This window comes from Streptomyces sp. NPDC048277 (assembly GCF_040652235.1).
In the GTDB taxonomy this organism is placed as follows: domain Bacteria; phylum Actinomycetota; class Actinomycetes; order Streptomycetales; family Streptomycetaceae; genus Streptomyces.
In genome coordinates this window covers 136,795-159,037 of sequence record NZ_JBEZLQ010000022.1, presented here as the reverse complement: position 1 = coordinate 159,037, position 22,243 = coordinate 136,795, and the positions used below count along the sequence as shown (strand labels likewise).

The following is a 22,243-nucleotide window of genomic DNA, read 5'->3' as shown; positions in this document are numbered from 1 at the left end:
CCCCATGGAACTGTGCCTCTACACCGACTCGGTCCCCGACCTCACCCTCGAAGAAGCCCTCGACCTCACCGTCAGGCTCGGCGGCACCGCCGTCGAGATGGCCGCGGGCGGCCAGTCCAGCGCCCCGCACCTGGACGTCTTCACCCTCGTCGACGACGCGGAGGAGCGCGGGAGGTTCGCCGACGCGCTCGCCTCCCGGGGCCTGCGCATGGGCGCGGTGAACTGCTCGGCGTGGCCGATGCACCCCCGGAAGGGCACCCGCCACGTCGAGATCATGGAAGCGGCGGTACGGCTCGCCGAGCAGCTCGGCGTCAAGAAGATCGTGACGATGACCGGCACCCCGGGCGAGTCCCCCGACGCCGAACTCACCAACTGGATCTTCTACCCCTGGCCGCCGGAGAACATCGAACTGCTCCACCGCCAGTGGGACGAGACCATCGCCTTCTGGCAGGAGTTCGCGTCCTTCGCCGCCGACCACGGCATCGAGCGGATCGCCCTCGAACTGCACCCGCTGCACATGGTCTACAACGTGCCCACGCTGCTGCGGCTGCGCGAGGCGGTCGGCCCGGTCATCGGCGCCAACGTCGACCCCAGCCACCTGTTCTGGCAGCGCATGGACCCCGCCGCGATCGTCCGCGCGCTCGGCCCGGCCGTGCACCACGTCCACCTCAAGGACGTCGAGTACCGCGCCGAACAGCTGGCCCTGGCCGGCGTCCTCGACAACCGCCCCTACAGCACCCCCGAGGAACGGGCCTGGACCTTCCGCACGGTCGGCCACGGCCACGGCGCCGAGTTCTGGGCGCCGTTCATCGACGCGCTGGCCGAGGTCGGCTACGACGACGTCGTCAGCATCGAGAACGAGGACCCCGTCCAGGACGCCGTGGAAGGCGTCACGGACGCGGCCCGGTTCATCACCCCGCTGCTGCACTGAGCGGGCGGCGGCCGGCCCAGCCGTGGGCGAGCTCCAGGGTGCGGGAGACCTGGAGCAGCAGGTCCTCGCGCCAGGGTGCCGCGACGATCTGGACACCGACGGGCAGGCCGGTGGCCTCGTCGTGGTGGACGGGGAGCGAGACCGCCGGTTGACCGGTCACGTTGAACACCGACGTGAACACCCCCATCGGATAGCTGTTCAGCAGCGCCGCCAGAGGATGGCCGTCCGTGCCCGCCCGCCAGGCGCCGATACGGGGCGGGAGGCAGGCCATCGTCGGTGTGACCAGCAGGTCGAAGCCCGCCAGGAAGCCCTCGACGATACGGCGCGACAGCCGCTGCGTCTTCAGCACGCCCTCCGCGTAGGCCCAGGAGTCGGTGGCGTGTGCCGCCTCGCGCAGGGCACGGTTGTGGGGCTCGACGCGGTCCGGATCCGCCAGTTCGATCCCGGCGGCGGCGATGTTCCAGATGGCCGTGAACGCCGTGACCAACTCGTCGGCCGGCGGGAGCGGGAGGGGCGTGTCGACGATGTGGTGACCGGCCGCTTCGAGGGTCAGGAGCGTGGCGTCGACCGCTGCCCTGCACGCCGGGTCCACCGCGATCCCGTCGATCGGGGGGTCGGTGAGCACGCCGATCCGCAGCCCCGCCGGCGCGTCCGCCCGCATCGCCGCCGCGAAGGAACCACGCGGGGTCGGCGGCGACCACCACGCGCCCGGGTCGTGCCGCGTGAGCACGTCGAGGGCGGCCGCGGTGTCCGCCACCGTCCGGGTGACCGTGCCGGCGGCGGCCAGCCCCTCCACCAGGACGATCCCACTGGCGACCAGACCACGGGTGGGCTTGAGGCCGACCAGTCCGGTGCAGGAGGCGGGGATGCGGATCGACCCGCCGCCGTCCTCGGCATGCGCGAGGGGCGCCATCCCGGCGGCCACGGCCACCCCCGCCCCGCTCGACGACCCGCCCGGCGTACGGTCCGGGTCCCACGGGTTGCGCGAGACGCCCAGCGCCTCGCTCTCGGTGAAGGGCAGGGCGCCGAACTCGGAGGTGGTGGTCTTCCCGAGCGGCACGAACCCCGCGGCCACGAACCGTCGTACGACCGGATCGGAGGCTGTCGCCGGTGTCCTGGCGGCGCCCGCGGAACCGTAGGTGGTGGGCCAACCCGCCACGTCGAGCAGGTCCTTGACCGGCAGCGGGACACCGAGGAACGGCGGCAGGTCGGCGGGCGACGCGGCCCGCACCACCGCGTCGGCCGCCGCTTCCGCGGCCTTGCGGACATCGTCGTCCGCGCGGTGGCAGAAGGCGTTGAGGCCGGGGTCCAGCTCGTCGATCCGCCCGAGGTAGCAGTCGGCCACCTCGACCGGGCTGAGCTCCTTCCGCCGTATGGCCGCGGCGAGTTCGACGGCCGACATGAACGGGTCCATCGGGGAGTGCATCACATGAGGCCTCTCTGATCGGGGGATCGGGGGATCGGGGGATCGCGGGACTGGTGGGCCTCAGTCTCGGTGCGGCCGTGTATGCCCGTATTGGACGAATGTCCCGTAGCCTGGCGGCATGCGATCCGCCCGGTCGGCCCGTGAGTTCGCCGCGGTGTGGGACATCGCGACCCCGGCGCGGCGCGGTCGGCTGCCGGGGCTCGGGATGGCCGGATTCCGGGCGCGCACGCCGGACTTCGTGGAGCTGGGCGTGGTCCCGTACCCGGCCGTCACGGTGGCCGTCGACCTCGGCGACCGTTCGCTCGCCGTCGACGACGACAGCGGCCGGCGCTACGACGGCAGCATGGTCGTCGGCTTCGGGGCCACCGGCGTCCGTGGCCGCGGCCGGGCCGTCGAGTGTCTCCAGCTGCGGCTGTCGCCGCCGGTCGCGCACGCGGTGCTGGGCGCCGCCGCGGAACTGGGCGGGGCGGTGGTCTCCCTCGACGACCTCTGGGGCCGCGACGCCGAGCGCCTCCGGGAACGACTGCGCTCGGCCGCGTCCTGGGACGAGCGGTTCGCCCTCGCCGAGGCCGCGCTCGCCCGGCGGTACGAGGCGGGCCGCGCCGTCGATCCCGAAGTCGCCTTCGTCTGGGGGCAGATGGTGACGCACCTCGGCGGGGTCCGGGTCGAGCCGCTGGCGGACGAGGTCGGCTGGAGCCGCAAGCGGCTGTGGTCCCGGTTCCGGGCCCAGCTCGGCATCACCCCCAAACGCGCCGCGCAACTGGTCCGTTTCGACCACGCGGCCCACCGGCTCGCCGCGGGACACAGCGCCGCCCTGATCGCCGCCGAGATCGGCTACGCCGACCAGTCCCACCTCCACCGGGACGTGCGGGCCTTCGCCGGGGCGACACCGGGCGCGGTCTCGGCCGCGCCGTGGCTCGCGGTCGACGACGTGGCGTGGGCCGCCCCCGCATACCTGTCCGCGACCGCGGTACGGCCCCGGCGCCCGGTCACCCCCATCCCTCCTGTCCCTTCCGTTCCCCCCGCCCCTCCTGCTCTTCCTGCGTGAGGGCGTCCCGGAGTTGGGCCCTGGCCGTGATGCCGAGCTTGGGGAAGATCTTGTGCAGGTGGTAGCCGACCGTGCGGGGGGAGAGGTAGAGGCGGGCCGCGATGTCGCGGTTGGTCAGGCCCTGCGCGGCCAGTTCGGCGATCTGGCGTTCCTGGGGGGTGAGTTCACCTGCGGGAGCGGTGGCCGTCGCCGCCCCCGCCGCCCGCAGCTCCGCCGCCGTGCGCTCGGTCCAGGGGCGGGCGTCGAGGCGTTGGAAGCACTCCAGTGCCGCGTTGAGGTGCGGGCGGGCCTCGGCGCTGCGCCGGCGCCGGCGCAGCCACTCGCCGAGGTCGAGATGGGTGAGGGCCTTCTCGAAGGGCCAGCAGTCGGTGGCGGGGTCGTCGAGGGCGGCGCGGAAGTGGTGTTCGGCGTCGACGGTGTCGGTCAGCAGGGCGGTGGCCCGGTGGAGTACGGCGGCCAGCCTGGCGGAGGGGTCGGGTTTCAGGTCGTGCGTCACGGCGTCGACCACCGTGCGGGCGTCCTCCGCCCGCCCGGCGCGGACCGCCGCGGCGGCCAGGTCGCCCAGGTGGTAGAGGGAGGCGTGGTAGTGGACGGGGGCGGGGCGGAAGTCCCGGGTGAAGACCGCGCGCAGCTGTTCGTAGGCGTCGGCGTGGTCGCCGGCCACGAACGCGGCCATGCCCATGGCGTGCCGGTGGCGGACCTGAAGGCTCAGGGACCTGCGCAGGTCCACGCCCCGTACGGCCTCCGCCGCCTGCGTCCGCGCCGCCGTGTGGTCGCCGCGCAGCGCGCGCAGCGTGGCCCGCAGGACGCGGGCGCCCACGGTCACGTTGTCGGCTCCCGCCTCCGTCGCCATCCACAGGGCCTCGTCCGCCGCCTCCTCGGCCGCCGTCCAGGAGCCGTTCTCGAACAGGGCGAGGGCGAGCGCCTGGGTCACCGTCGCGTTGGTGCCCGCGCTGCCGGCCCGCCGGAGGACGTCCATGGTCCGGCCGAGGATGCGTACGGCCTGCTCGGTCTCGTCCAGGATCCAGGCCGTGCCGCCCAGCGCCGTGAGGTTCCCGAGGGACTCCTCCTGTGCCAGGGCCGCCAGTCCGTCCGCCAAGTGACGCATGAGAAGCGGCCGTTCGTGGTGGGGGTCGATGACCGCCTGGGCCCAGGCGCAGCCCGCGGGATCGCCGTGCTCGTCGATCAGGGCGCTGATCCGGCGGAGTTCCGTGCGGTGGTAGGGGGACCCGGAGTTGTAGACGGACGTCGCGGCGGTGCTCAGCGCGCCGAGGGCCAGGTCCGGGGCGGACGCGGCACTGGTCTCGGCGACGTCCAGCAGCAGAGTCAGCGCGTCCTCGTGGCGGAGGGTGACCCCGAGGGCCCAGCCGCCCAGCAGCGAGGCCTCGGCACGCAGGCGCGGATCCTCGGTCATCCCGCCGACCCGGCCGCTCATCTCGCCGACCCACTGCGGATGGCCGGCGAACATGGCCGACTGCGCGGCCGTCAGCAGGCGCCGGGCGCGCAGCTCCGGTGCCGGGGTCAGCTCGGCGGCGCGTTCCAGCGCGGTCGCGGCGGCCGCGTAGCCGCCCCGGCCACGGGCGCGTTCGGCGCTCTCCGCCAGCGCGTCGGCGACCTCCGCGTCCTGACCGGTCGCCGCGGCGGCCAGCTGCCAGGCCCGGCGGTCCGGCTCCCCGGCCAGCCCGGCGGCCAGCGCGAGATGGGCCTGCCGGCGTTCGTGGAAGGAGGCCGCGTGGTAGACGGCCGACCGGACCAGCGGGTGCCGAACCAGCACCCGGCCGCTCTCCACCCGCACCAGGCCGACGCGCTCGGCCGGCTCCAGCGCCCGGACGACGTCCAGCGCCGGGGCGGCACGGACCAGGTCGGTCAGGTCCGCCGTGCCCGCCGCGGCCACCAGGAGCAGGGCCTCCCGCGTGGGCGTGGGCAGGCCGGGCAGGTCGGCGGCGAACAGGTTCTCCAGACGCGCCGTGAGCGGCAGGGCCGCACTCCCGGCACCCTCCGCACCACCGATACCACCGATACCCCCGGCACCTCTGGCACCGCCCGTCCGGTCCCGGGCCAGGGCCCGCGGCAGCTCGATCAGGGCCAGCGGATTGCCGGCCGCCTGCCGGAGTATCTCGGCCCGGGCCTTGCCCCGGGGCGGTTCCGGCTGCGCGTCCAGCAGCAGCCCCGCCGCGGTACGGCTCAGCGGACCCACGGTCACCTGCGGAAAGTCCCGGTCGAAGCGGGCCGGCACGCTCTCCTCGCGGGCGGCCAGCAGCAGCACGACCGGCCTGCCCTCCAGCCGCCGGGCGAGAAAGGCCAGCACGTCCACCGAGCCGAGGTCCAGCCACTGGGCGTCGTCGACCACGAGGAGCAGGGGCCGGTGCGCGGAGGCCCCGGCGATGAGCGCGAGCACGCTGACACACAGGGACAGCTGGTCCAGCCGCCGTTCGTGCCCTGCCGCCACGGCACCGAAGGCGCGGTCCAGGGCCTCCCGTTGCCCCGCCGGCAGATCCTCTCCGGGCAGCAGCGGATGCAGCAGCTGGTGGACGCCCGACAGACCGAGGCCCGTCTCGCCCTCGCTGCCGCGCACCCGCAGTATCCCGAGGCCCCGGGCCCGCCCCCGCTCGGCCGTCCGCTCGACGAGCGTGCTCTTGCCCGCCCCCGGCTCCCCGGTCAGCACCAGCACCTGCGGACCACCGCCGTCCACCGCCCCCAGCAGCCGGTCGAGACGGGCCAGCTCGGCAGCCCGTCCCAGGATGCCCGGGGCGGAGGGGTGATCGGGGCCGGCGTACATGAAGGTCCTTCGTGGTCGAGCCGTTGACATGGCCATCCTGCCAGCGGCTACCGACGGACCCGGCATCCCGGGTGACTGGTCATGTGACAGAAGCGCCGCCGCCCCGGTCTCCACGATGATGACCCTGACCAGGAGGAACGCGCACCGCCGTGGGAGTACATGAATGACGGTCCAGCCGCCGCAGTCCACGACCGGCGCTGACGGCATGCCGACCGCGATCGGCTCCCACGAGGAGAGACGCCGGTGTCCGACCGGCTCGGCGAGCGGGCGCACCAGGGTGCTGACCACGCGCTCGGTGCCGCCGGGCGAGAGCCTGGACTACTGGCACGACGCCGTGCTCGACACCCTGGTCGGGATGGACATCGCCACCGAGGGCCGTAGCTACGACGCGACCCTGCGCACCGACCACCTCGGGGACCTGCAGATCTCCACGGTGGAGGCCGACCCCGGCCGGGTCCACCGGGCACCGCGGTTCATCGCCCGGGGCGACGGCCGGCAGGTCTTCGTGACCGTCCAGAGCACCGGCCGGGCCCGGGTCGAACAGGACGGCCGCACCACCGAGTTGAGGGCCGGCGACATCGGTTTCTTCGAGACCGTACGCCCCTTCCGCACCACCTTCCCGGAACGTTTCCGGCTGAAGATCTTCGCGGTCCCGCGTCGGCTGCTGGAGCTCCGGGAGGCCGACCTGCGCCTGCTCACCGGCCGCGCGGTACGCCCGAGCGGGGGGCTCCCCGCCCTGCTCGCACCGCTGCTGGAGCGGCTGGCGGACACCGCCCCGTCGTATGCGACACCCACGGCCGAGCGGCTGGCCGGGAGCGTCATCGACCTGGTCTCGGCCACGGCGGCGGACCTGCTGGGGGAGGAGCCCGCCGACCTGCCGGGCGCCGACGGCGTCCTGCTGCTGCGCGTCCAGGCGTACATCCGCTGGCACCTGTCGGAGCCCGGCCTGACCCCGTCCGTCGTCGCCGGGGCGCACGGCATCTCGGTCCGTTGTCTGCACCGGCTGTTCCAGGCCGAGGACACCACCGTGTGCCGGTGGATCCGCGACCAGCGCCTGCGGGAGTGCCGCAGGGAGCTCGCCGGGCAGCCGCCGGGTGCCGTCAGCCTGGGCCAGGTCGCCCGGCGCTGGGGCTTCGCCAGCCCCGCCGGGTTCGGCAAGGCCTTCCGCAACTCCTTCGGACTGTCACCGACGGACTGGCTGGACCGGATACGGGCGGGCGGGGAGCCGTGCTGACGGCGGTGACCTGCTCCACCCGGGATCTGGCCCCCGGCGACCGCATCGCCTCCTGGCAACGCGCCCTCTCGCGCACCTTCGTGGAGGTCGAGGTCACCGTGCAGCCCGGCCGTCCCTGGACCGGCGAACTGGCCGCCGAACGCCTCGGCACCCTCCAGATCGCCACCGAGGAGTTCGGCCCCGGCACGATCCTGCGCGGGGCCCGCTCGGTGGCCGCCGATCCCCGCGGCCACATCCTGGTCCGCCGGCAACTGGACGGCACCGCCCTGCTGCTCCAGGACGGCCGCACCGCCGAACTCCACCCCGGCCACCTGGCGTTCCACGACGCCCGGCGCCCGTTCCGGATCGTGCTCCCCGAGCCGCAGCGGGCGCGGATCCTCATGGTGCCGCGGGCCCTGCTGCGCCTGGAGGAAGGGCAACTGCGCAGCCTCACCGCCGGCGTGGTCGACACGGCCGACGGGGGAGCGGCGGCCCTGCTGCTGCCGTTGCTCGACGGACTCGTGGACGAGGTCACCCGGGCCACCGCGACCCGGCGCGAACAACTCGCCCGTACCGTCGCGGAGATCCTCGCCACGGTGGCCCTCGAACGGATCGGCGAACGGCCCGAGTCGGCCCTGTGGGAGCGGATCACCGCGTCCGTCCGGGCCCGGCTGGGCGAAACCGGGCTCACCCCGCAGGACATCGCCGACCAGCACGCCATCTCGCTGCGCTATCTGCACCGGCTCTTCCAGCGCCAGGGCACCACCGTGGGCGCCTGGGTGCGCACGCGCCGGCTGGAGGCGGCCCACGAGGAACTCGCCCGCCCCGACGCCGCGCACCGGCCGATCGCCACAGTGGCGGCACGCTGGGGCTTCACCAGCCCCTCCCACTTCAGCCGGGCCTTCCGCGAGACGTACGGGATGTCACCGGCGCAGTGGCGCGGGGCGGCGGCCGGGGCGGGAGCGACGGAGCCGGCCGTTCCCCGACCGCCCACACCCGGGACGCGCTCGGACTGACCGCACCCCTGGCGGTGTCCGGTCCGCCCTGCCCGTCGTGGCTTTCGTGATCGCACTGCCCGATCGCGATCCCGCCTCCTACGCTTTCCGGTTGACGGCCGGATCGAACCGATGGCCCGAGTGACGATGGAGCACGTATGACGGACGAGGCGATGGGCGACGAGGTCTACCAGCCGGACGGTTCGGAGGTGCAGGACGACGCGGGGCTGCTGGACGCCTCGGACACCCTGGACTACCGGGCCGGTGAGGAGGCCCTGGACGAGGGTTACTCGCCGCCGGAGCGGCCCTGGGCCGTGGAGCACACGGGCGTGACGGCGGCGGAGGGCCGGCGCGGGGAGACCCTGGACGAGCGCCTCGCCGAGGAGGTGCCGGACATCGGCGTCCCGGAGGGCGACGACCTCGGCGATTCCTGGGACACGGACGGCGAACTCGTCGACGACGAGGTCGGCGACGTCCGCGCCGGACGGCTCGTCGCACCGGACGAGGGCGCGCACGAGAACACCGAGACCGACCTGTTCGCCTCCGACACCGGGCTGGACGGCGCCGGGGCGTCGGCGGAGGAGGCCGCGATGCATGTGATCCCGGAGTCCGAGAGCTTCTGACGACCGGCACGTCGGGGGCGGGGAGGGAAGCAGTCCCTGCCCTCTGAGGTGCCGGCGGGCGGGGACGAGATCAGTGCTCTCGAACGGCAGCTGTCCCATCCGTGGTTCGACCGGGCACCGGATCGTCAGGTGATGTGCTGGAGCAGCGCCGCGACCGCCGCCGGGGGCTCGCCCGGCGGTCGTACCACCATCACCCGCCAGCTCGGCGCGTGCCGGGTGAACCGGTGGGTCGTCAGGTCCGGGAAGCGGTCGGCGATGGTCGGCGGCATGATGCAGACGCCGAGGTCGCCCCGGACCAGCTCGGACGCGGCCACGATGTCGTTGACCTCGAAGGTCGTGGCGCGTTCGACACCGGCCGCGCGGAACGCGCGGTCGGCCGCGTCGCGGATCGCCCAGCCGGGGGTGAACTCCACCTGGGGCAGCTCGGCGATGTCGGCCAGGTCGACCGTGCCCCCGGGACCGCTCGCGCCGAGACTCCGGCGGGGCGAGGCCACCAGGACCATCTCCTCCCGGGACAGCACCTTGGTCACCAGCCCCCGTTGCTGCCCGCGGTCCAGCGCCACCACCGCCAGGTCCACCGTGCCCTCGCGCAGCGCCTGCCGGATGTCGGCGACCGCCGCCTGCCGCAACCGGACCACCACGCCCGGATGTTCCGCCCGCAGCGCGGCCAGCGCGTGGTGCAGGTCCGCCCACACCCCCTGCATCGTGCCGACCGTCACCCGGCCGCGCAGCTCGCCCTTGGCCGCGTCGACCGCCTCGCGGGCCAGCTCGGCGGCGCGCAACGCCTGCCGTGCCGCCGGGACGAACGCCTCACCGGCCGGGGTGAGCGCGACCCGGTGCGTGGTCCGGGTGAACAGCGGGGCGCCCAGCTCGCGTTCCAGGGCGCGGACCGTGCCGGAGACGGCGGACTGGACGAGGTGCAGCCGCCGCGCCGCCGCCGTGAACCCGCCCGCGTCCGCCACGGCGACCACGACTTCCATCTGCCGCAGGTCCATCATCCGCTCCCGGTGGCCCAGCGCCCGCCTCGGCACGGCGGCGATCTCCGCCGCATCCTAGGCAGCCGGCCGGCCGCGGCCCTGTCCCGGACGCGGACCAGGGAGTGTCGCCGACGTGCCGGGCGGGCAGCGGGTGCGACTGGTGGGAGCCGGTGGACGTGGTCGTTGTTGGCCCAGGACCGGGTCGGGAGCAGGGGGTGGGGCCCGGCGTATCCCCACCCTGCGCGCCCCCCCGCGGCCCTACGCCGACCGCTGCGCCCCCGGCCTGCGTTCGGTGAGCCAGTACAGCAGTGCCAGCACCGGCAGGGCGGCCCCGAAGATGCTGACCGCGTTCCAGCCGTCGGCCCGGTAGGCGACCGAGCCGAGCTGGGAGCCGAAGGCGCCGCCGATGAAGAAGATCGCGATGAAGGCGCTGTTCAGGCGGGCCCGGGCGAGGGGATCGAGCTGGTAGACGGTGTGCTGGCCGAGGATGAGCGTGGTCTGCACGGCCATGTCCAGGGCGACGGCCGCGAGCGCGATCAGTACGACGCTGTGCTGTCCGAGGCCCGCCATCGCGAAGGCGAGCGCGGCGACGGCGAGCGCGGCACCGGTCATCGGCCGGGTCAGCCCGCGGTCGGCCCAGTGCCCGGCGAGCGGGGCGACGGCCGCACCGGCCGCCCCGACGAGGGCGAAGACGCCGACGCCGACGGCGGAGTAGTGGAAGCGCGGCCCGGTCAGGACGTACGAGACGGTGGTCCAGAAGGCGCTGAAGGCACCGAACATCGCCGCCTGGTAGAGGCCCCGGCGCAGCAGCGCGGGGTGGGTGCGCACCAGGGCCGCGGTGGAGCGCAGCACCTGGTGGTACGGCACGGACGTGGTCGGCGCGTGCTTGGGCAGGGCCAGCCGCAGGGCCACGCCCAGCAGGGCCATCAGGACGGCCGAGCCGAGGTAGACGACCCGCCAGCCGGCGACGCCGGAGACCAGGCTGCTGAGCGTGCGGGACAGCAGGATGCCGGTGAGCAGGCCGCTCATCACCCGGCCCACGATCCGGCCCCGGGCGTGGTCGGGCGCGAGGCTCGCGGCGAACGGGACGAGTATCTGCGCGACCACCGACGTGGCACCGCTGATCAGCGAGGCGATCAGCAGCATCGGGAACCCGGTCGAGAGACCGGCCGCCACCAGGGCGAGCGTCGTGACCGTCAGCAGGGCGGTGATCAGGCTCCGCTTCTCCAGCCGGTCGCCGAGCGGGACCAGGAACACCATGCCGATCACATAGCCGACCTGGGTGAGCGTGATCAACGCGCCCGCCGTGGCGGTGCTGATGTGGAAGACACCGCGCAGCTCGGACAGCAGGGGCTGCGCGTAGTACAGGTTGGCGACCGTCATGCCGGAGGCGACGGCGAACAGCGCGATCAGCCAGCCCGGCACCCCGTGGGCGGGCTCGACGGCTGTCTTCCCGCGCGGGGAGCTGACTTCGGACGACGACTGGGACACGGGGACCTTCCTCACAGGAGGTGTTGCTCTCACCGAGCACAAGCGCTCCGCCGCCCGCCGTGCTTCCCCCGCCACGGCGATGGTTCGGGATTTCAGTCATCTCCGTCGGAGATGACCCCATCTGCGCTGCCGGGCCCGGACACGCGTGCGCTGAGCGGACACCAGGTGTGCACTGGGGGTCAACTGCCGTGCGCGCGAAGCTCCTACGGTGGGCCGCGGCGGCGCCGGAACGGCCGGTGTGCCTCACGTGATCCCAGGAGACTTGCATGTCCGAAGCCTTCGTCCCCGTCAAGCCGGTACTGGAGCCCGCCGCCCAGGCCTTCGTCGAGGCCACCGCCAACCCGCCCTACCTCTTCGACCTCGCCCCGGCGGAGGGCCGCAAGGCGGTCGACGAGGTGCAGTCCGGCGAGATCGCGAAGCCGGCGGTCGACGAGGAGTGGATCACGGTCTCCGGCGGCCCCACCGGCACCGTCCGCGCCCGCATCGTGAAGCCCGCGGGCGCCACGGGCGTCCTGCCGGTGATCATCTACATCCACGGCGCCGGCTGGGTCTTCGGCAACGCCCACACCCACGACCGCCTGGTCCGCGAACTCGCCGTCGGCGCGAACGCCGCCGTCGTCTTCCCCGAGTACGACCTCTCGCCCGAGGTCCGCTACCCGGTCGCCATCGAGCAGAACTGGACCGTCGCGAAGTGGGTCGTGGAGCAGGGCGCGACCAAGGACCTGGACGCGACCCGGATCGCGGTGGCCGGTGACTCGGTCGGCGGCAACATGACGATCGCGCTGACCCTGATGGCCAAGGAGCGCGGCGGCGTCCCGCTGCTCCAGCAGGTGCTGTTCTACCCGGTCACCGACGCGAGCTTCGACACCAACTCCTACCACCAGTTCGCCGAGGGCTACTTCCTGCGCCGCGACGGCATGTTCTGGTTCTGGGACCAGTACACGACCGACGAGGCCGAGCGCGCCCAGATCACCGCGTCCCCGCTGCGCGCCACGGTCGAGCAGCTCAAGGACCTGCCGCCGGCCCTGGTCGTCGTCGCCGAGGCCGACGTCCTGCGCGACGAGGGCGAGGCCTACGCCAACAAGCTGCGCGAGGCCGGCGTGCCCGTCACCGCCGTCCGTTTCCAGGGCATCATCCACGACTTCGTGATGCTGAACGCCCTGCGCGAGACGCATGCGGCCGAGGCCGCCATCTCGCTGGCCGTGCGCACCCTGCACGCGGCCCTGCACACCGCCTGATCCGGGGACCGGCGTGAGCACGTGAGCGTTCCGCCGACTGTGCCGATGTGCGGCTCCGCCGCGAGGCCGCGATACGCCGTCGATCGTCCTCGGCGCCGTCGTGGCCGGCCCGCGCCCACGCTGCGGTAGCCCCACAGCAATACGGCCCCGCGCCCCTTCAGGGCGCTGCCGAACCGCGGCGGACTTCGCCCGGCTCGCCCAGCCGCTCCCGTCAGCCCTCGGACAGCCGACAAGGAACACCCATGACCGACCCCACGCCCACCCCCACCCCGACCGTCGTCCTGGTGCACGGCGCCTTCGCCGACGCGTCCAGCTTCGCCCGCGTCGTCCCCGAACTGCTCGCCGACGGCCTGAAGGTGCTCGCCCCGGCCGTGCCCAACCGCAGCCTCACCGGCGACGCCGCCTACATCGCCTCGGTCGTCCGCGCCGTCCAAGGCCCGGTCGTCCTGGTCGGCCACTCCTACGGCGGCGCGGTCATCACCGTCGCGGGCGCCGAGGAGAACGTGAAGGGCCTGGTCTACCTGGCCGGTTACGCCCTGGAGGAGGGCGAGAGCCTCGGCGGACTCCAGGGCCGGTTCCCCGACTCCGACCTGGCCTCGGCCCTGGTGTACACGCCGTTCCCGGTCGAGGGCTCGGACGAGCCCGGCACGGATGTCACCGTCGAGATCGACAGGTTCCCCGCGATCTTCGCGGCCGACGTGGACCCGGACCTGGCCAGGGTGCTCGCCGTCTCGCAGCGCCCCCTGGCCGGTGCGGCCTTCGCCGAGGCGGCCCCCGTCGCGGCCTGGCGGACCAAGCCGTCCTGGGGCCTGGTGTCGTCCTCGGACCGCACCATCAACCCCGACGTCGAGCGCTACGGCTACGAACGCGCCGGCATGACCACCGTGGAGGTCGACTCCTCCCACCTGGTCATGCTCGCGCACCCGGAGAAGGTCGCCGACCTGATCCGCGAGGCCGTCCGGAACCTCGCTACGGAGTAAACGGCGCACCCCGCAAGGGTGATGCCGAGGGGGCCGCGCACCGGTGTCGACCGGGCGCGGCCCGTCCGCGTGTAGGTACGTTGCCATGCGGACAGCGGCGCGAGTACGAGCACGGATGCGATCCCCCTGGACCTGGGCGGCCCTCGCCGTGGTGACGGGAGCATGCGGGGTGCTGCCCTTCGTCGGCGGCGGTGACGACCCCCGTCCGCTCTCGGCGGCCGAGGCGGGGCGGATGGCCCTCACCCGGTTCCGGGCGTACCGGGACAGCCCGGAGCAGGTGACGGTACAGGCGCCGCTGCCCGGCGGTACGGCCGTGATCCGCGCGGTGGTCGACGAGCACCGGCACCGGGCGGTGGGCTGGTTCGACACGGGGGACGCGGCGGAGCGGGGGCTGCTGGCGTGGGACGGTACCGGGCTGTCGGTCGCCCGTCCCCGGGTCGACGGCAGCGCGGGACCGCTGGCGAAACCGGCGTCGCTGGCGGAGGCGGTGCGGGACGCGGCGCGGGTCAGGCCGGCCGCCTGGATCCGCCGCCGGTACGGCCCCGCTTCGCTGGACACCGCACTGCGGCTGACGCTCAGCCTGGCCGCCGACCGCCCGGACAGCACACGGCTGCTCGTCCGGTCGGGGCCGCGCCATCTGGGGGAGGACCGGATCGACGGGCGGACGTACGACGTCTTCTCCGGCCCCCCGCCGGCGAGTCCGCCGCCCGGTGAACCGCCTCTGACGTACTGGATCGACAGCGCGGGGCGGCTGCGCCGCGTCAGAGCGGACCTGGACGACGACCGCACGATCGTGGTGGACGTGACGGGGGAGAAGGTACGACCGGGAGTGCCGGACGGCCCTTGGGCGGGGCGCCCGTAAGGGGCGCGGGGCCATATCGATGTGCTGCTCCGCCGCGTGGGCGCGACCAGCCCCCACCGGCCCGCAGCCGACTGTGAACAAACCCTCCGCACCTATGAGTTGAGCACGCCCCCTGTGGATCCCCGTACCACTCCCCGAAGGCCCCGCAGCGGATGCAAGGATGATGCGCCATGACGGCAGGTTGGTGCGCGCGCACGATACGGTCCGCGGTGTTCGCGGCCGTGTGCGTGCTGCTCGCCGCCCTGGGCCACGTCATGATGTCCGGCAGTCCGGTGCCCGTCTGGGCACTGTCCGCGGGCATGGCGGTCACCGCCGCCCTGGGCTGGTCCCTGTCGGGACGAGAACGCGGGCTGCCGCTCGTCGCGTCCGCCGCGGTCGGCGCCCAGACGGCGCTGCACTCCGGCTTCTCCGCGGCCCAGGTGTGGACCACCAGGTCAACACCCATGGGCGCCATGCATATGGACATGGCCGGCGACATGGCCTCCATGCACATGGGCCCCGCCCACACCGACCCCGTCGAATACCTCGGTTTCGGCACCGGCGGCACCGCCTCCACCGGCATGCTCGCCGCCCACCTCCTCGCCGCGCTGCTGTGCGGTCTCTGGCTCGGCCACGGCGAACGCGCGGCGTTCCGCATCCTGCGGGCCGTCGCCGGCCGCCTCGCCGCCCCGCTGCGGCTGCTGCTCGCCCTGCCCCCAACCCCCGAACGGCCGCGCCCCCGCCCGCGCCGCCGCCGTTCGGACCGGGCACCGCGGCTTCTTCTCCTCGTCCATGCGATCACTTCTCGGGGTCCGCCCGTGCGGACGGCTGTCGCCTGACGACAGCTGGTGTTCCGGGGCCGCCCCTGCGCGCCCCGGACGAACACGGCGGCCGTACGCCCGCTTGAGCACCGCGAGCGCCGCAGAGCCGGGCCGGCCGTCTCCCCCTCTCACCTCTCTCCCGAGGACACCGAGTGATCACTTCTGTCCTGCCCGCACGCGCCGAGGCGCCCGAGAAACGCGACGAGTCGATCACGGCCTGGGCCCTCGCGGCCCGGTCCGGCGACCCGGCCGCCGTGGACGCGTTCGTACGGGCCCTGCACCGCGACGTCCTGCGCTACGTCGCCCATCTGTGTGCCGACCCGCAGGCGGTCGACGACCTCGCGCAGGACACGTTCCTGCGCGCGCTGGGCAGCCTGCACCGCTTCGAGGGGCACGGGTCGGCCCGCTCCTGGCTGCTGTCGATCGCCCGCCGGGCCGTCGTGGACAGTCACCGGTACGCCGCCGTCCGGCCGCGCCCGGCGGACGTCCCCGACTGGCAGCTCGCCGTCGAGCGGGCCCAGCCGCACGGGCTGCCCGGCTTCGAGGAGGGGGTCGTACTGCTCGACCTCCTTGCGGCGCTGCCCGACGAACGGCGCCAGGCGTTCGTCCTCACCCAGCTCCTCGGACTGCCCTACGCGGAGGCCGCCGAGGTCAGCGACTGCCCCGTCGGCACGGTCCGTTCCCGAGTGGCCCGGGCCCGCGAAGCGCTCCAGGATCAGTTGGCCTGAGGTTCCTCGAAGGCCTTGAGGATGTGTTCGGCGGCCAGCGTCGCCGTCAACGAGCCGTCCCTGACCTGCCGTTCGAGGCCGGGGGCGGCCGCGCGCACCGCGGGGTGGGCGTACAGCCGTCCGAGCAGCTCGTCCCGCACCATCGCCCAGGTCCAGCCCACCTGCTGCTCACGGCGCTTGTCCGTGAGCCGCCCGGTGGACTCGAGCAACGCCCGGTGCTGCTCCAGGCGTTCCCAGACCAGCTCCAGGCCGGTCGACTCCCGCGCGCTGCAGCTCAGCACCGGCGGTGTCCAGAACGGGTCCTTGCCGTGCATCAGCCGCAGCGCGCCCGCCAGTTCCCGTGCCGCGGACCGGGCGTCGCGCTCGTGCGGGCCGTCCGCCTTGTTGACGGCGATCACGTCGGCCAGCTCCAGGACGCCCTTCTTGATGCCCTGGAGCTGGTCGCCGGTGCGGGCCAGGCTGAGCAGCAGGAAGGAGTCGACCATGTCGGCGACCGCCGTCTCCGACTGCCCCACGCCGACGGTCTCGACCAGGATCACGTCGTACCCGGCGGCCTCCATGACCACCATCGACTCCCGGGTCGCCTTCGCGACCCCGCCCAGCGTGCCCGCGCTGGGGGAGGGCCGGACGAAGGCGTTCGGGTCCACGGCGAGGCGCTCCATCCTCGTCTTGTCGCCCAGGATCGAGCCGCCGGTACGGGTGGACGAGGGGTCCACGGCCAGCACGGCCACCCGGTGCCCCAGCCCCGTCAGCAGCGTGCCGAACGCGTCGATGAACGTCGACTTGCCCACGCCCGGCACCCCGCTGACGCCGATCCGCCGCGCCCGGCCGCTGTGCGGGAGCAGCTCGGTGAGCAACTCCTGCGCCAGCGCCCGGTGCTGCGGCCGGGTGGACTCGACGAGGGTGATGGCACGGGCGATGACCGCGCGCCTCCCGTCGAGCACACCCTTCACATAGGCGTCGACATCGATCACAGGTCGTGCCCGAGTTCCGCCGACAGCCGCTTGACCAGGTCGTAGGCCGCGTCCGGAATCACCGTCCCGGGCGGGAACACGGCCGTGGCGCCCATCTCCAGCAGGGTCGGCACGTCCTGGGGCGGGATGACCCCGCCGACCACGATCATGATGTCGGCCCGGCCCTCCTCGGCGAGCTGCTCGCGCAGCGCCGGTACGAGGGTGAGGTGGCCGGCCGCCAGCGAGGACACGCCGACCACGTGGACGTCCGCCTCCACCGCCTGGCGGGCGACCTCCTCCGGGGTCTGGAACAGCGGGCCGACGTCGACGTCGAAGCCGAGGTCGGCGAAGGCGGTCGCGATCACCTTCTGGCCGCGGTCGTGGCCGTCCTGGCCCATCTTGGCGACCAGGATGCGCGGGCGGCGCCCCTCGGCCTCGTCGAACGCGTCGACCAGGGCGCGGGTGCGGTCCACGTTCGGGGACTCGCCTGCTTCGTTGCGGTACACACCGGAGATCGTACGGATCTGGCTCGCGTGCCGGCCGTACACCTTCTCCAGGGCGTCCGAGATCTCGCCGACGGTGGCCTTGGCGCGGGCCGCGTGCACGGCCAGCTCCAGCAGGTTGCCCTCGCCGTCCGCCGCCCGGGTCAGCGCGTCGAGCGCGTCCCGGCAGGCCGTCTCGTCCCGCTCCGCGCGCAGCCGCCGCAGCTTCTCGATCTGCTGGGCGCGCACCGAGGAGTTGTCGACCTTGAGGACCTCGATCGCCTCGTCGCTGTCCACCCGGTACTTGTTGACGCCGATCACCGGCTGCCGCCCGGAGTCGATCCGGGCCTGGGTGCGGGCCGCGGCCTCCTCCACGCGCAGCTTCGGGATACCGGCGTCGATGGCCTGCGCCATCCCGCCCGCCTGCTCGACCTCCTGGATGTGCGCCCAGGCCTTGCGGGCGAGGTCGTACGTCAGCCGCTCCACGTAGGCGCTGCCGCCCCACGGGTCGATGACCCTCGTCGTCCCCGACTCCTGCTGGATGAGCAGCTGGGTGTTGCGGGCGATCCGCGCCGAGAAGTCCGTCGGCAGCGCGAGGGCCTCGTCGAGGGCGTTGGTGTGCAGCGACTGGGTGTGGCCCTGGGTCGCTGCCATCGCCTCCACGGCCGTACGCGTGACGTTGTTGAACACGTCCTGCGCGGTCAGCGACCAGCCCGAGGTCTGCGAATGGGTGCGCAGGGACAGGGACTTGGTGTTCTTCGGCTCGAACTGGCCGACCAGTTTGGCCCAGAGGAGCCGCGCCGCCCGCATCTTGGCGATCTCCATGAAGAAGTTCATGCCGATCGCCCAGAAGAAGGAGAGCCGGGGCGCGAACGCGTCCACGTCCAGGCCCGCTTCGCGTCCCGCCCGGATGTACTCGACGCCGTCCGCGAGCGTGTACGCCAGCTCCAGGTCGGCCGTCGCGCCCGCCTCCTGAATGTGGTACCCGGAGATGGAGATCGAGTTGTAGCGGGGCATCCGCTGCGAGGTGAAGGCGAAGATGTCGGAGATGATCCGCATCGACGGCTTCGGCGGATAGATGTAGGTGTTGCGGACCATGAACTCCTTGAGGATGTCGTTCTGGATGGTCCCGGCCAGCTTCTCGGGCGGTACGCCCTGCTCCTCCGCCGCCACGATGTACAGCGCCAGCACGGGCAGCACCGCGCCGTTCATCGTCATCGACACGGTCATCCGGTCCAGCGGGATGCCGTCGAAGAGCTGGCGCATGTCGTAGATCGAGTCGATGGCCACGCCCGCCATGCCGACGTCACCGGTCACCCGCGGGTGGTCGCTGTCGTAGCCCCGGTGCGTGGGCAGGTCGAAGGCGACCGAGAGGCCCTTCTGACCGGCCGCCAGGTTGCGCCGGTAGAACGCGTTGGACTCCTCGGCGGTGGAGAAGCCCGCGTACTGGCGGATGGTCCAGGGCTGGTTGACGTACATCGTCGGGTAGGGGCCGCGCAGGTACGGCGCGATGCCCGGGTAGGTCCCGAGGAAGTCGAGGCCCTCCAGGTCGCTGCCGGTGTAGAGCGGCTTGACCCCGATGCCCTCCGGGGTCTCCCACAGCGGCAGGTCACCGCCGGCCGCCCGCCATTCCTCGGCGCTGCCGTCGGTGACGGGGGTCCCCAGCTCGATGCCGGAGAAGTCGGGGATTCCCATCAGGACACTCCCATGCGGTCGAGGGTCTCGGACAGCACGGCCACGGCGTCGCAGCCCGCGAAGACGTACGAGTCGATGCCGGGGAAGTCGCCCCGGCCCGCGAGGACCACGTGCCGGGCCCCGGCCGCCTTCAGCGACTCGGCCGTCCGCGCGGCCTGTTCGGCGTACTGCGCGTCGCTGGAGCAGAGCACGGCCTCGGTGGCGCCGCTCTCCTCGAAGCTTCCCCCGGTGACCGGCTCGACACCGCCCGCCTGGAAGAGGTTCGAGGCGAAGGTCGCCCGGCCCGTGTACTCGGTGGCCGAGCCGAGCGTCGCCAGGTAGATGCGGGGGCGGGCGCCGGTCGCCGCGAGATGGGCGTCCGAGCGGGCCCGCAGTTCCTCGTACGCCTCGTCCCGGCGGACCCGGGGGAGGCCTCCCGACGGCGGCTCGGGCGCGGGCTCGCGCTCCAGCGGCTTCTCGGTCAGCAGCGGGAACTCGCTGACACCGGTGATGGGTTCACGGCGCTTGGCGAGCTTCTTGGAGCGCTCCGCCCAGGTGGTCGCGAGGTCGGTGCGCAGCCGGCCCGAGCGCAGGACGGCCGCCTGGCCGCCGTCGCGCTCGATCGTCCGGAAGAACTCCCAGCCCGCGTGGGCGAGTTCGTCGGTCAGCCGCTCCACGTACCAGGAACCGCCGGCCGGGTCGATCACCCGGGCCAGATGCGACTCCTCGACCAGGATCGTCGAGGTGTTGCGGGCGATCCGGCGGGCGAACGCGTCCGGCAGGCCCAGCGCGTGGTCGAACGGCAGCACGGTCACGGAGTCGGCGCCGCCCACCCCGGCCGCGAGCGTGGCGACCGTCGTGCGCAGCATGTTCACCCACGGGTCGCGGCGGCTCATCATCACCGGCGAGGTGACGGCGTGCTGCACCTGGGCGCCCGCCTCGGCCGCCCCGCTGACCTCGGCGACCCGCGCCCACAGCCGGCGCGCCGCGCGCAGCTTGGCGATCGTCAGGAACTGGTCGGCGGTGGCCGCGTACCGGAACTCCAGCTGGGCCAGGGCCTGTTCGACGCCCAGCCCGGCCTCGGTCAGCTCACGGAGGTAGGCCACGCCGGTGGCCAGCGAGGCGCCCAGCTCCTGCGCGGCCGAGCCGCCCGCCTCGTGGTACGGCAGCGCGTCCACGGTCAGCGCCCGCAGCCCCGGGAACTCCGCGGCGCACCGCTTCGCCGGCTCGGCGACGGGAGCGAAGGGGAGGGCGGTGCCGGTGCGGGCCTCGTACCCGAGCGGGTCGGCGCCCAGGTTGCCGCGTACGGCCTTGGGGTCGACGCCCTTCTCGTCGTACAGCCGGAACAGCTCGGCGGCGGCCGCTTCGGCCTCCCGGCCCGCGTCCAGGACGACCGGCGCCAGGTCGAGGTAGACGCCCTCCAGCGCCCGGCCCAGGCCGTCGACGGGGATGCCGCCCTCGCCGAGCACCAGCCAGAGCGAGGTGACGCCGTTCTCCAGGTCGGCCAGGACCGCGCCGTCGGGCGCCGCCGCGTGCCGCTGCCTTATGTCCCAGCCGCCCTCGGTAGCGCCCTCGGGGCGGCCCCCGCGCACGAATGGCGCGAAGCCGGGCAGGCCGGGGTCGGGGGCGCTGTCGCGCGCGGTGTAGAGGGGACGGGTGCGCAGCCCGTCCTCCAGCGTCGTGGACAGGGCGTCCTCAGCGGCCTCGCCCGAGACTTCCTTGCCCGACTTGCGCAGCACACCTTCGACGAGGCGTTGCCACTGCTCGTGTGTCGCGTCAGGGAACTCGGCGGCCAGGGAGAGCCCGTCGTCAGGCAGGACCGTCATGCTCGGATGCTAGGGCAGACCGTCAGAAGTGCACGGGTGGCGGGGCTGTGACCTTGCCCTCGCCGTGGCTGTGACCTGCGCCTCCCGGGGGCGAAGTGGCCGGATTCGTACCGTCAGGGCGTGTCGTCGGCGAGCTCCGGGATCAGCGCGCACAGCGCCTCGCGCTGCTCCGGTCCGATGACATGGCCGACCGCCTGCCCGACCGTCTCGGCGAGCGCGGCGGAGGCGTCCTGGAGCTGCCGGCGGGCCTTGTCGGTGAGGGCGACCTCGATGCCCCGCTTGTCGCCGCAGACGGACTTGCGGGTGACCAGTCCGGCGTGCTGGAGGCAGGCGATCTGGTAGGTGAGGCGGGTCTTGGGGCGGCCCAGGAGCTCGGCGATGCGGGTCATGCGCAGGCCCTCGCGCGGCTGCTCGGCCAGCAGGCACAGGATCAGGAACTCGTCGTGCGAGACGTCCAGCGTCTCCTTCACGACCGAGTGCAGCCGCTGCTCCACCGCACCCGTCGCGGCCAGCAGCAGCATCCAGGCGCGCAGCTCCGGGGGGAGCAGTCCGCCGCCCGTGTGGGACGGGCACTGGGGCAGCTCGGCGGAGGGTTCCTGGGAGGCGGCCATGCCGTCGATTCTACCTGTTGTCCAAATTTGCATATTGGGCTAGCGTGAGGTCATCCAAATTTGAACCATCAATTGATCGGAGTACGGCCATGCCCGTCACCGTCGAAACCGGCCTCTGGCAGCTCGACCCGACCGCCTCCGCCGTCGCCCTCCGGCACAAGACGATGTGGGGCCTGGTCACGGTCAAGGGCACCTTCGCGGGCGTCACCGGCCGGGGCGAGGTGGCCGCCGACGGCACCGCCACCGGCACGCTGGCGATCGACGCGGCCTCGCTGGACACCAGGAACAAGAAGCGCGACGACCACCTGCGCTCGGCCGACTTCTTCGACGCCGGCAACCACCCGGAGATCACCTTCGCGGTGCGCGGTGCCGAGCGGCGCGCGGGCGACGCGGTGGACGTCGACGGTCAGCTGACCGTCCGGGGCATCAGCAGGCCGCAGAAGATCAGCGCGAAGCTGGCCTCGGCCGACGCGGACGGGCTCACGCTGGAGGCCGAGTTCACGGTGGACCGCGGCGAGTTCGGGATGGGCTGGAACCAGGGCGGCATGATCCGCGGCCTGACCACGGTGACCGCCACGCTCCGCTTCACCCGCGCGGCGGCCTGAC

At 73.6% G+C, this 22,243-nt stretch carries 19 protein-coding genes; 11 read left to right on the top strand and 8 right to left on the bottom strand.

The annotated features are described in order from the left end of the window. Positions 1-4 precede the first annotated feature (4 nt). Positions 5-931, top strand: a complete 927-nt coding sequence (locus AB0D85_RS37395) for a sugar phosphate isomerase/epimerase (RefSeq protein WP_362330430.1) — start codon at positions 5-7, stop codon at positions 929-931. Here the strand turns inward: AB0D85_RS37395 and AB0D85_RS37390 are convergent. Then, on the bottom strand, positions 912-2,333 hold the full coding sequence (locus tag AB0D85_RS37390; protein ID WP_362330427.1) for an amidase: 1,422 nt from the start codon (positions 2,331-2,333) through the stop codon (positions 912-914). The two genes, AB0D85_RS37395 and AB0D85_RS37390, sit on opposite strands and share 20 nt — an antisense overlap. A gap of 142 nt (positions 2,334-2,475) precedes the next feature. On the opposite strand from AB0D85_RS37390, the gene AB0D85_RS37385 reads away from it, so the two are divergent. Further along, the gene (locus tag AB0D85_RS37385; RefSeq protein WP_362330424.1) at positions 2,476-3,405 is read left to right on the top strand and encodes a helix-turn-helix domain-containing protein; all 930 of its coding nucleotides are present in this window, start codon (positions 2,476-2,478) and stop codon (positions 3,403-3,405) included. Here the strand turns inward: AB0D85_RS37385 and AB0D85_RS37380 are convergent. Next, positions 3,347-6,184: an AAA family ATPase gene (locus AB0D85_RS37380; protein ID WP_362330421.1), complete on the bottom strand. Its 2,838-nt coding sequence runs from the start codon at positions 6,182-6,184 to the stop codon at positions 3,347-3,349. The two genes, AB0D85_RS37385 and AB0D85_RS37380, sit on opposite strands and share 59 nt — an antisense overlap. A 163-nt stretch (positions 6,185-6,347) precedes the next feature. Here AB0D85_RS37380 and AB0D85_RS37375 point away from each other — a divergent pair, with 163 nt between their 5' ends. The 3 genes from AB0D85_RS37375 to AB0D85_RS37365 all read left to right on the top strand — a co-directional run bounded on the left by AB0D85_RS37375 (position 6,348) and on the right by AB0D85_RS37365 (position 9,015). Continuing rightward, positions 6,348-7,418, top strand: coding sequence for a helix-turn-helix domain-containing protein (locus AB0D85_RS37375; RefSeq protein ID WP_362330418.1), 1,071 nt, complete (start codon positions 6,348-6,350; stop codon positions 7,416-7,418). Continuing rightward, entirely contained in the window at positions 7,412-8,413 is a 1,002-nt protein-coding gene (locus tag AB0D85_RS37370) for a helix-turn-helix domain-containing protein (RefSeq protein ID WP_362330414.1), read from the top strand. The genes AB0D85_RS37375 and AB0D85_RS37370 overlap by 7 nt, the downstream gene beginning before the upstream one ends. 137 nt (positions 8,414-8,550) lie before the next feature. Further along, positions 8,551-9,015 carry a DUF5709 domain-containing protein gene (locus tag AB0D85_RS37365; RefSeq protein ID WP_362330411.1) on the top strand — a complete coding sequence of 155 codons (465 nt, stop codon included), beginning with the start codon at positions 8,551-8,553 and terminating at the stop codon, positions 9,013-9,015. 125 nt (positions 9,016-9,140) lie between these two features. Here the strand turns inward: AB0D85_RS37365 and AB0D85_RS37360 are convergent, their stop codons facing one another. After that, the gene (locus AB0D85_RS37360; RefSeq protein WP_362330408.1) at positions 9,141-10,046 is read right to left on the bottom strand and encodes a LysR family transcriptional regulator; all 906 of its coding nucleotides are present in this window, start codon (positions 10,044-10,046) and stop codon (positions 9,141-9,143) included. A 204-nt stretch (positions 10,047-10,250) separates the two neighbouring features. Further along, a complete protein-coding gene (locus tag AB0D85_RS37355; RefSeq protein ID WP_362330405.1) occupies positions 10,251-11,483 on the bottom strand; it encodes an MFS transporter in 1,233 nt (410 codons plus the stop codon). A 266-nt stretch (positions 11,484-11,749) separates the two neighbouring features. Here AB0D85_RS37355 and AB0D85_RS37350 point away from each other — a divergent pair, with 266 nt between their 5' ends. The 5 genes from AB0D85_RS37350 to AB0D85_RS37330 all read left to right on the top strand — a co-directional run bounded on the left by AB0D85_RS37350 (position 11,750) and on the right by AB0D85_RS37330 (position 16,091). Beyond that, positions 11,750-12,721, top strand: coding sequence for an alpha/beta hydrolase (locus AB0D85_RS37350; protein WP_362330402.1), 972 nt, complete (start codon positions 11,750-11,752; stop codon positions 12,719-12,721). A gap of 242 nt (positions 12,722-12,963) precedes the next feature. Next, positions 12,964-13,701 carry an alpha/beta hydrolase gene (locus tag AB0D85_RS37345; protein ID WP_362330399.1) on the top strand — a complete coding sequence of 246 codons (738 nt, stop codon included), beginning with the start codon at positions 12,964-12,966 and terminating at the stop codon, positions 13,699-13,701. Positions 13,702-13,816: 115 nt separating this feature from the next. Then, complete coding sequence (locus AB0D85_RS37340; protein WP_362330396.1) at positions 13,817-14,563, top strand: hypothetical protein; 747 nt, start codon at positions 13,817-13,819, stop codon at positions 14,561-14,563. 170 nt (positions 14,564-14,733) lie between these two features. Next, on the top strand, positions 14,734-15,381 hold the full coding sequence (locus AB0D85_RS37335) for a hypothetical protein (protein WP_362330393.1): 648 nt from the start codon (positions 14,734-14,736) through the stop codon (positions 15,379-15,381). Positions 15,382-15,515: 134 nt separating this feature from the next. Further along, the gene (locus AB0D85_RS37330; protein WP_362330390.1) at positions 15,516-16,091 is read left to right on the top strand and encodes a sigma-70 family RNA polymerase sigma factor; all 576 of its coding nucleotides are present in this window, start codon (positions 15,516-15,518) and stop codon (positions 16,089-16,091) included. Here AB0D85_RS37330 and meaB read toward each other — a convergent pair. The 4 genes from meaB to AB0D85_RS37310 all read right to left on the bottom strand — a co-directional run bounded on the left by meaB (position 16,079) and on the right by AB0D85_RS37310 (position 21,637). Next, positions 16,079-17,065 carry a methylmalonyl Co-A mutase-associated GTPase MeaB gene (gene meaB, locus AB0D85_RS37325; RefSeq protein ID WP_362330387.1) on the bottom strand — a complete coding sequence of 329 codons (987 nt, stop codon included), beginning with the start codon at positions 17,063-17,065 and terminating at the stop codon, positions 16,079-16,081. The two genes, AB0D85_RS37330 and meaB, sit on opposite strands and share 13 nt — an antisense overlap. Continuing rightward, positions 17,062-19,221 carry a methylmalonyl-CoA mutase gene (gene scpA / locus AB0D85_RS37320; RefSeq protein WP_362330384.1) on the bottom strand — a complete coding sequence of 720 codons (2,160 nt, stop codon included), beginning with the start codon at positions 19,219-19,221 and terminating at the stop codon, positions 17,062-17,064. Before scpA ends, meaB begins: the two co-directional genes overlap by 4 nt. Continuing rightward, entirely contained in the window at positions 19,221-21,026 is a 1,806-nt protein-coding gene (locus AB0D85_RS37315; RefSeq protein ID WP_362330381.1) for a methylmalonyl-CoA mutase family protein, read from the bottom strand. The genes scpA and AB0D85_RS37315 overlap by 1 nt, the downstream gene beginning before the upstream one ends. A 113-nt stretch (positions 21,027-21,139) precedes the next feature. Beyond that, complete coding sequence (locus AB0D85_RS37310) at positions 21,140-21,637, bottom strand: MarR family transcriptional regulator (RefSeq protein WP_362330378.1); 498 nt, start codon at positions 21,635-21,637, stop codon at positions 21,140-21,142. Between the two features lie 89 nt (positions 21,638-21,726). Between AB0D85_RS37310 and AB0D85_RS37305 the strand changes: the two genes are divergently transcribed. Beyond that, on the top strand, positions 21,727-22,242 hold the full coding sequence (locus AB0D85_RS37305; protein WP_362330375.1) for a YceI family protein: 516 nt from the start codon (positions 21,727-21,729) through the stop codon (positions 22,240-22,242). Position 22,243 lies beyond the last annotated feature (1 nt).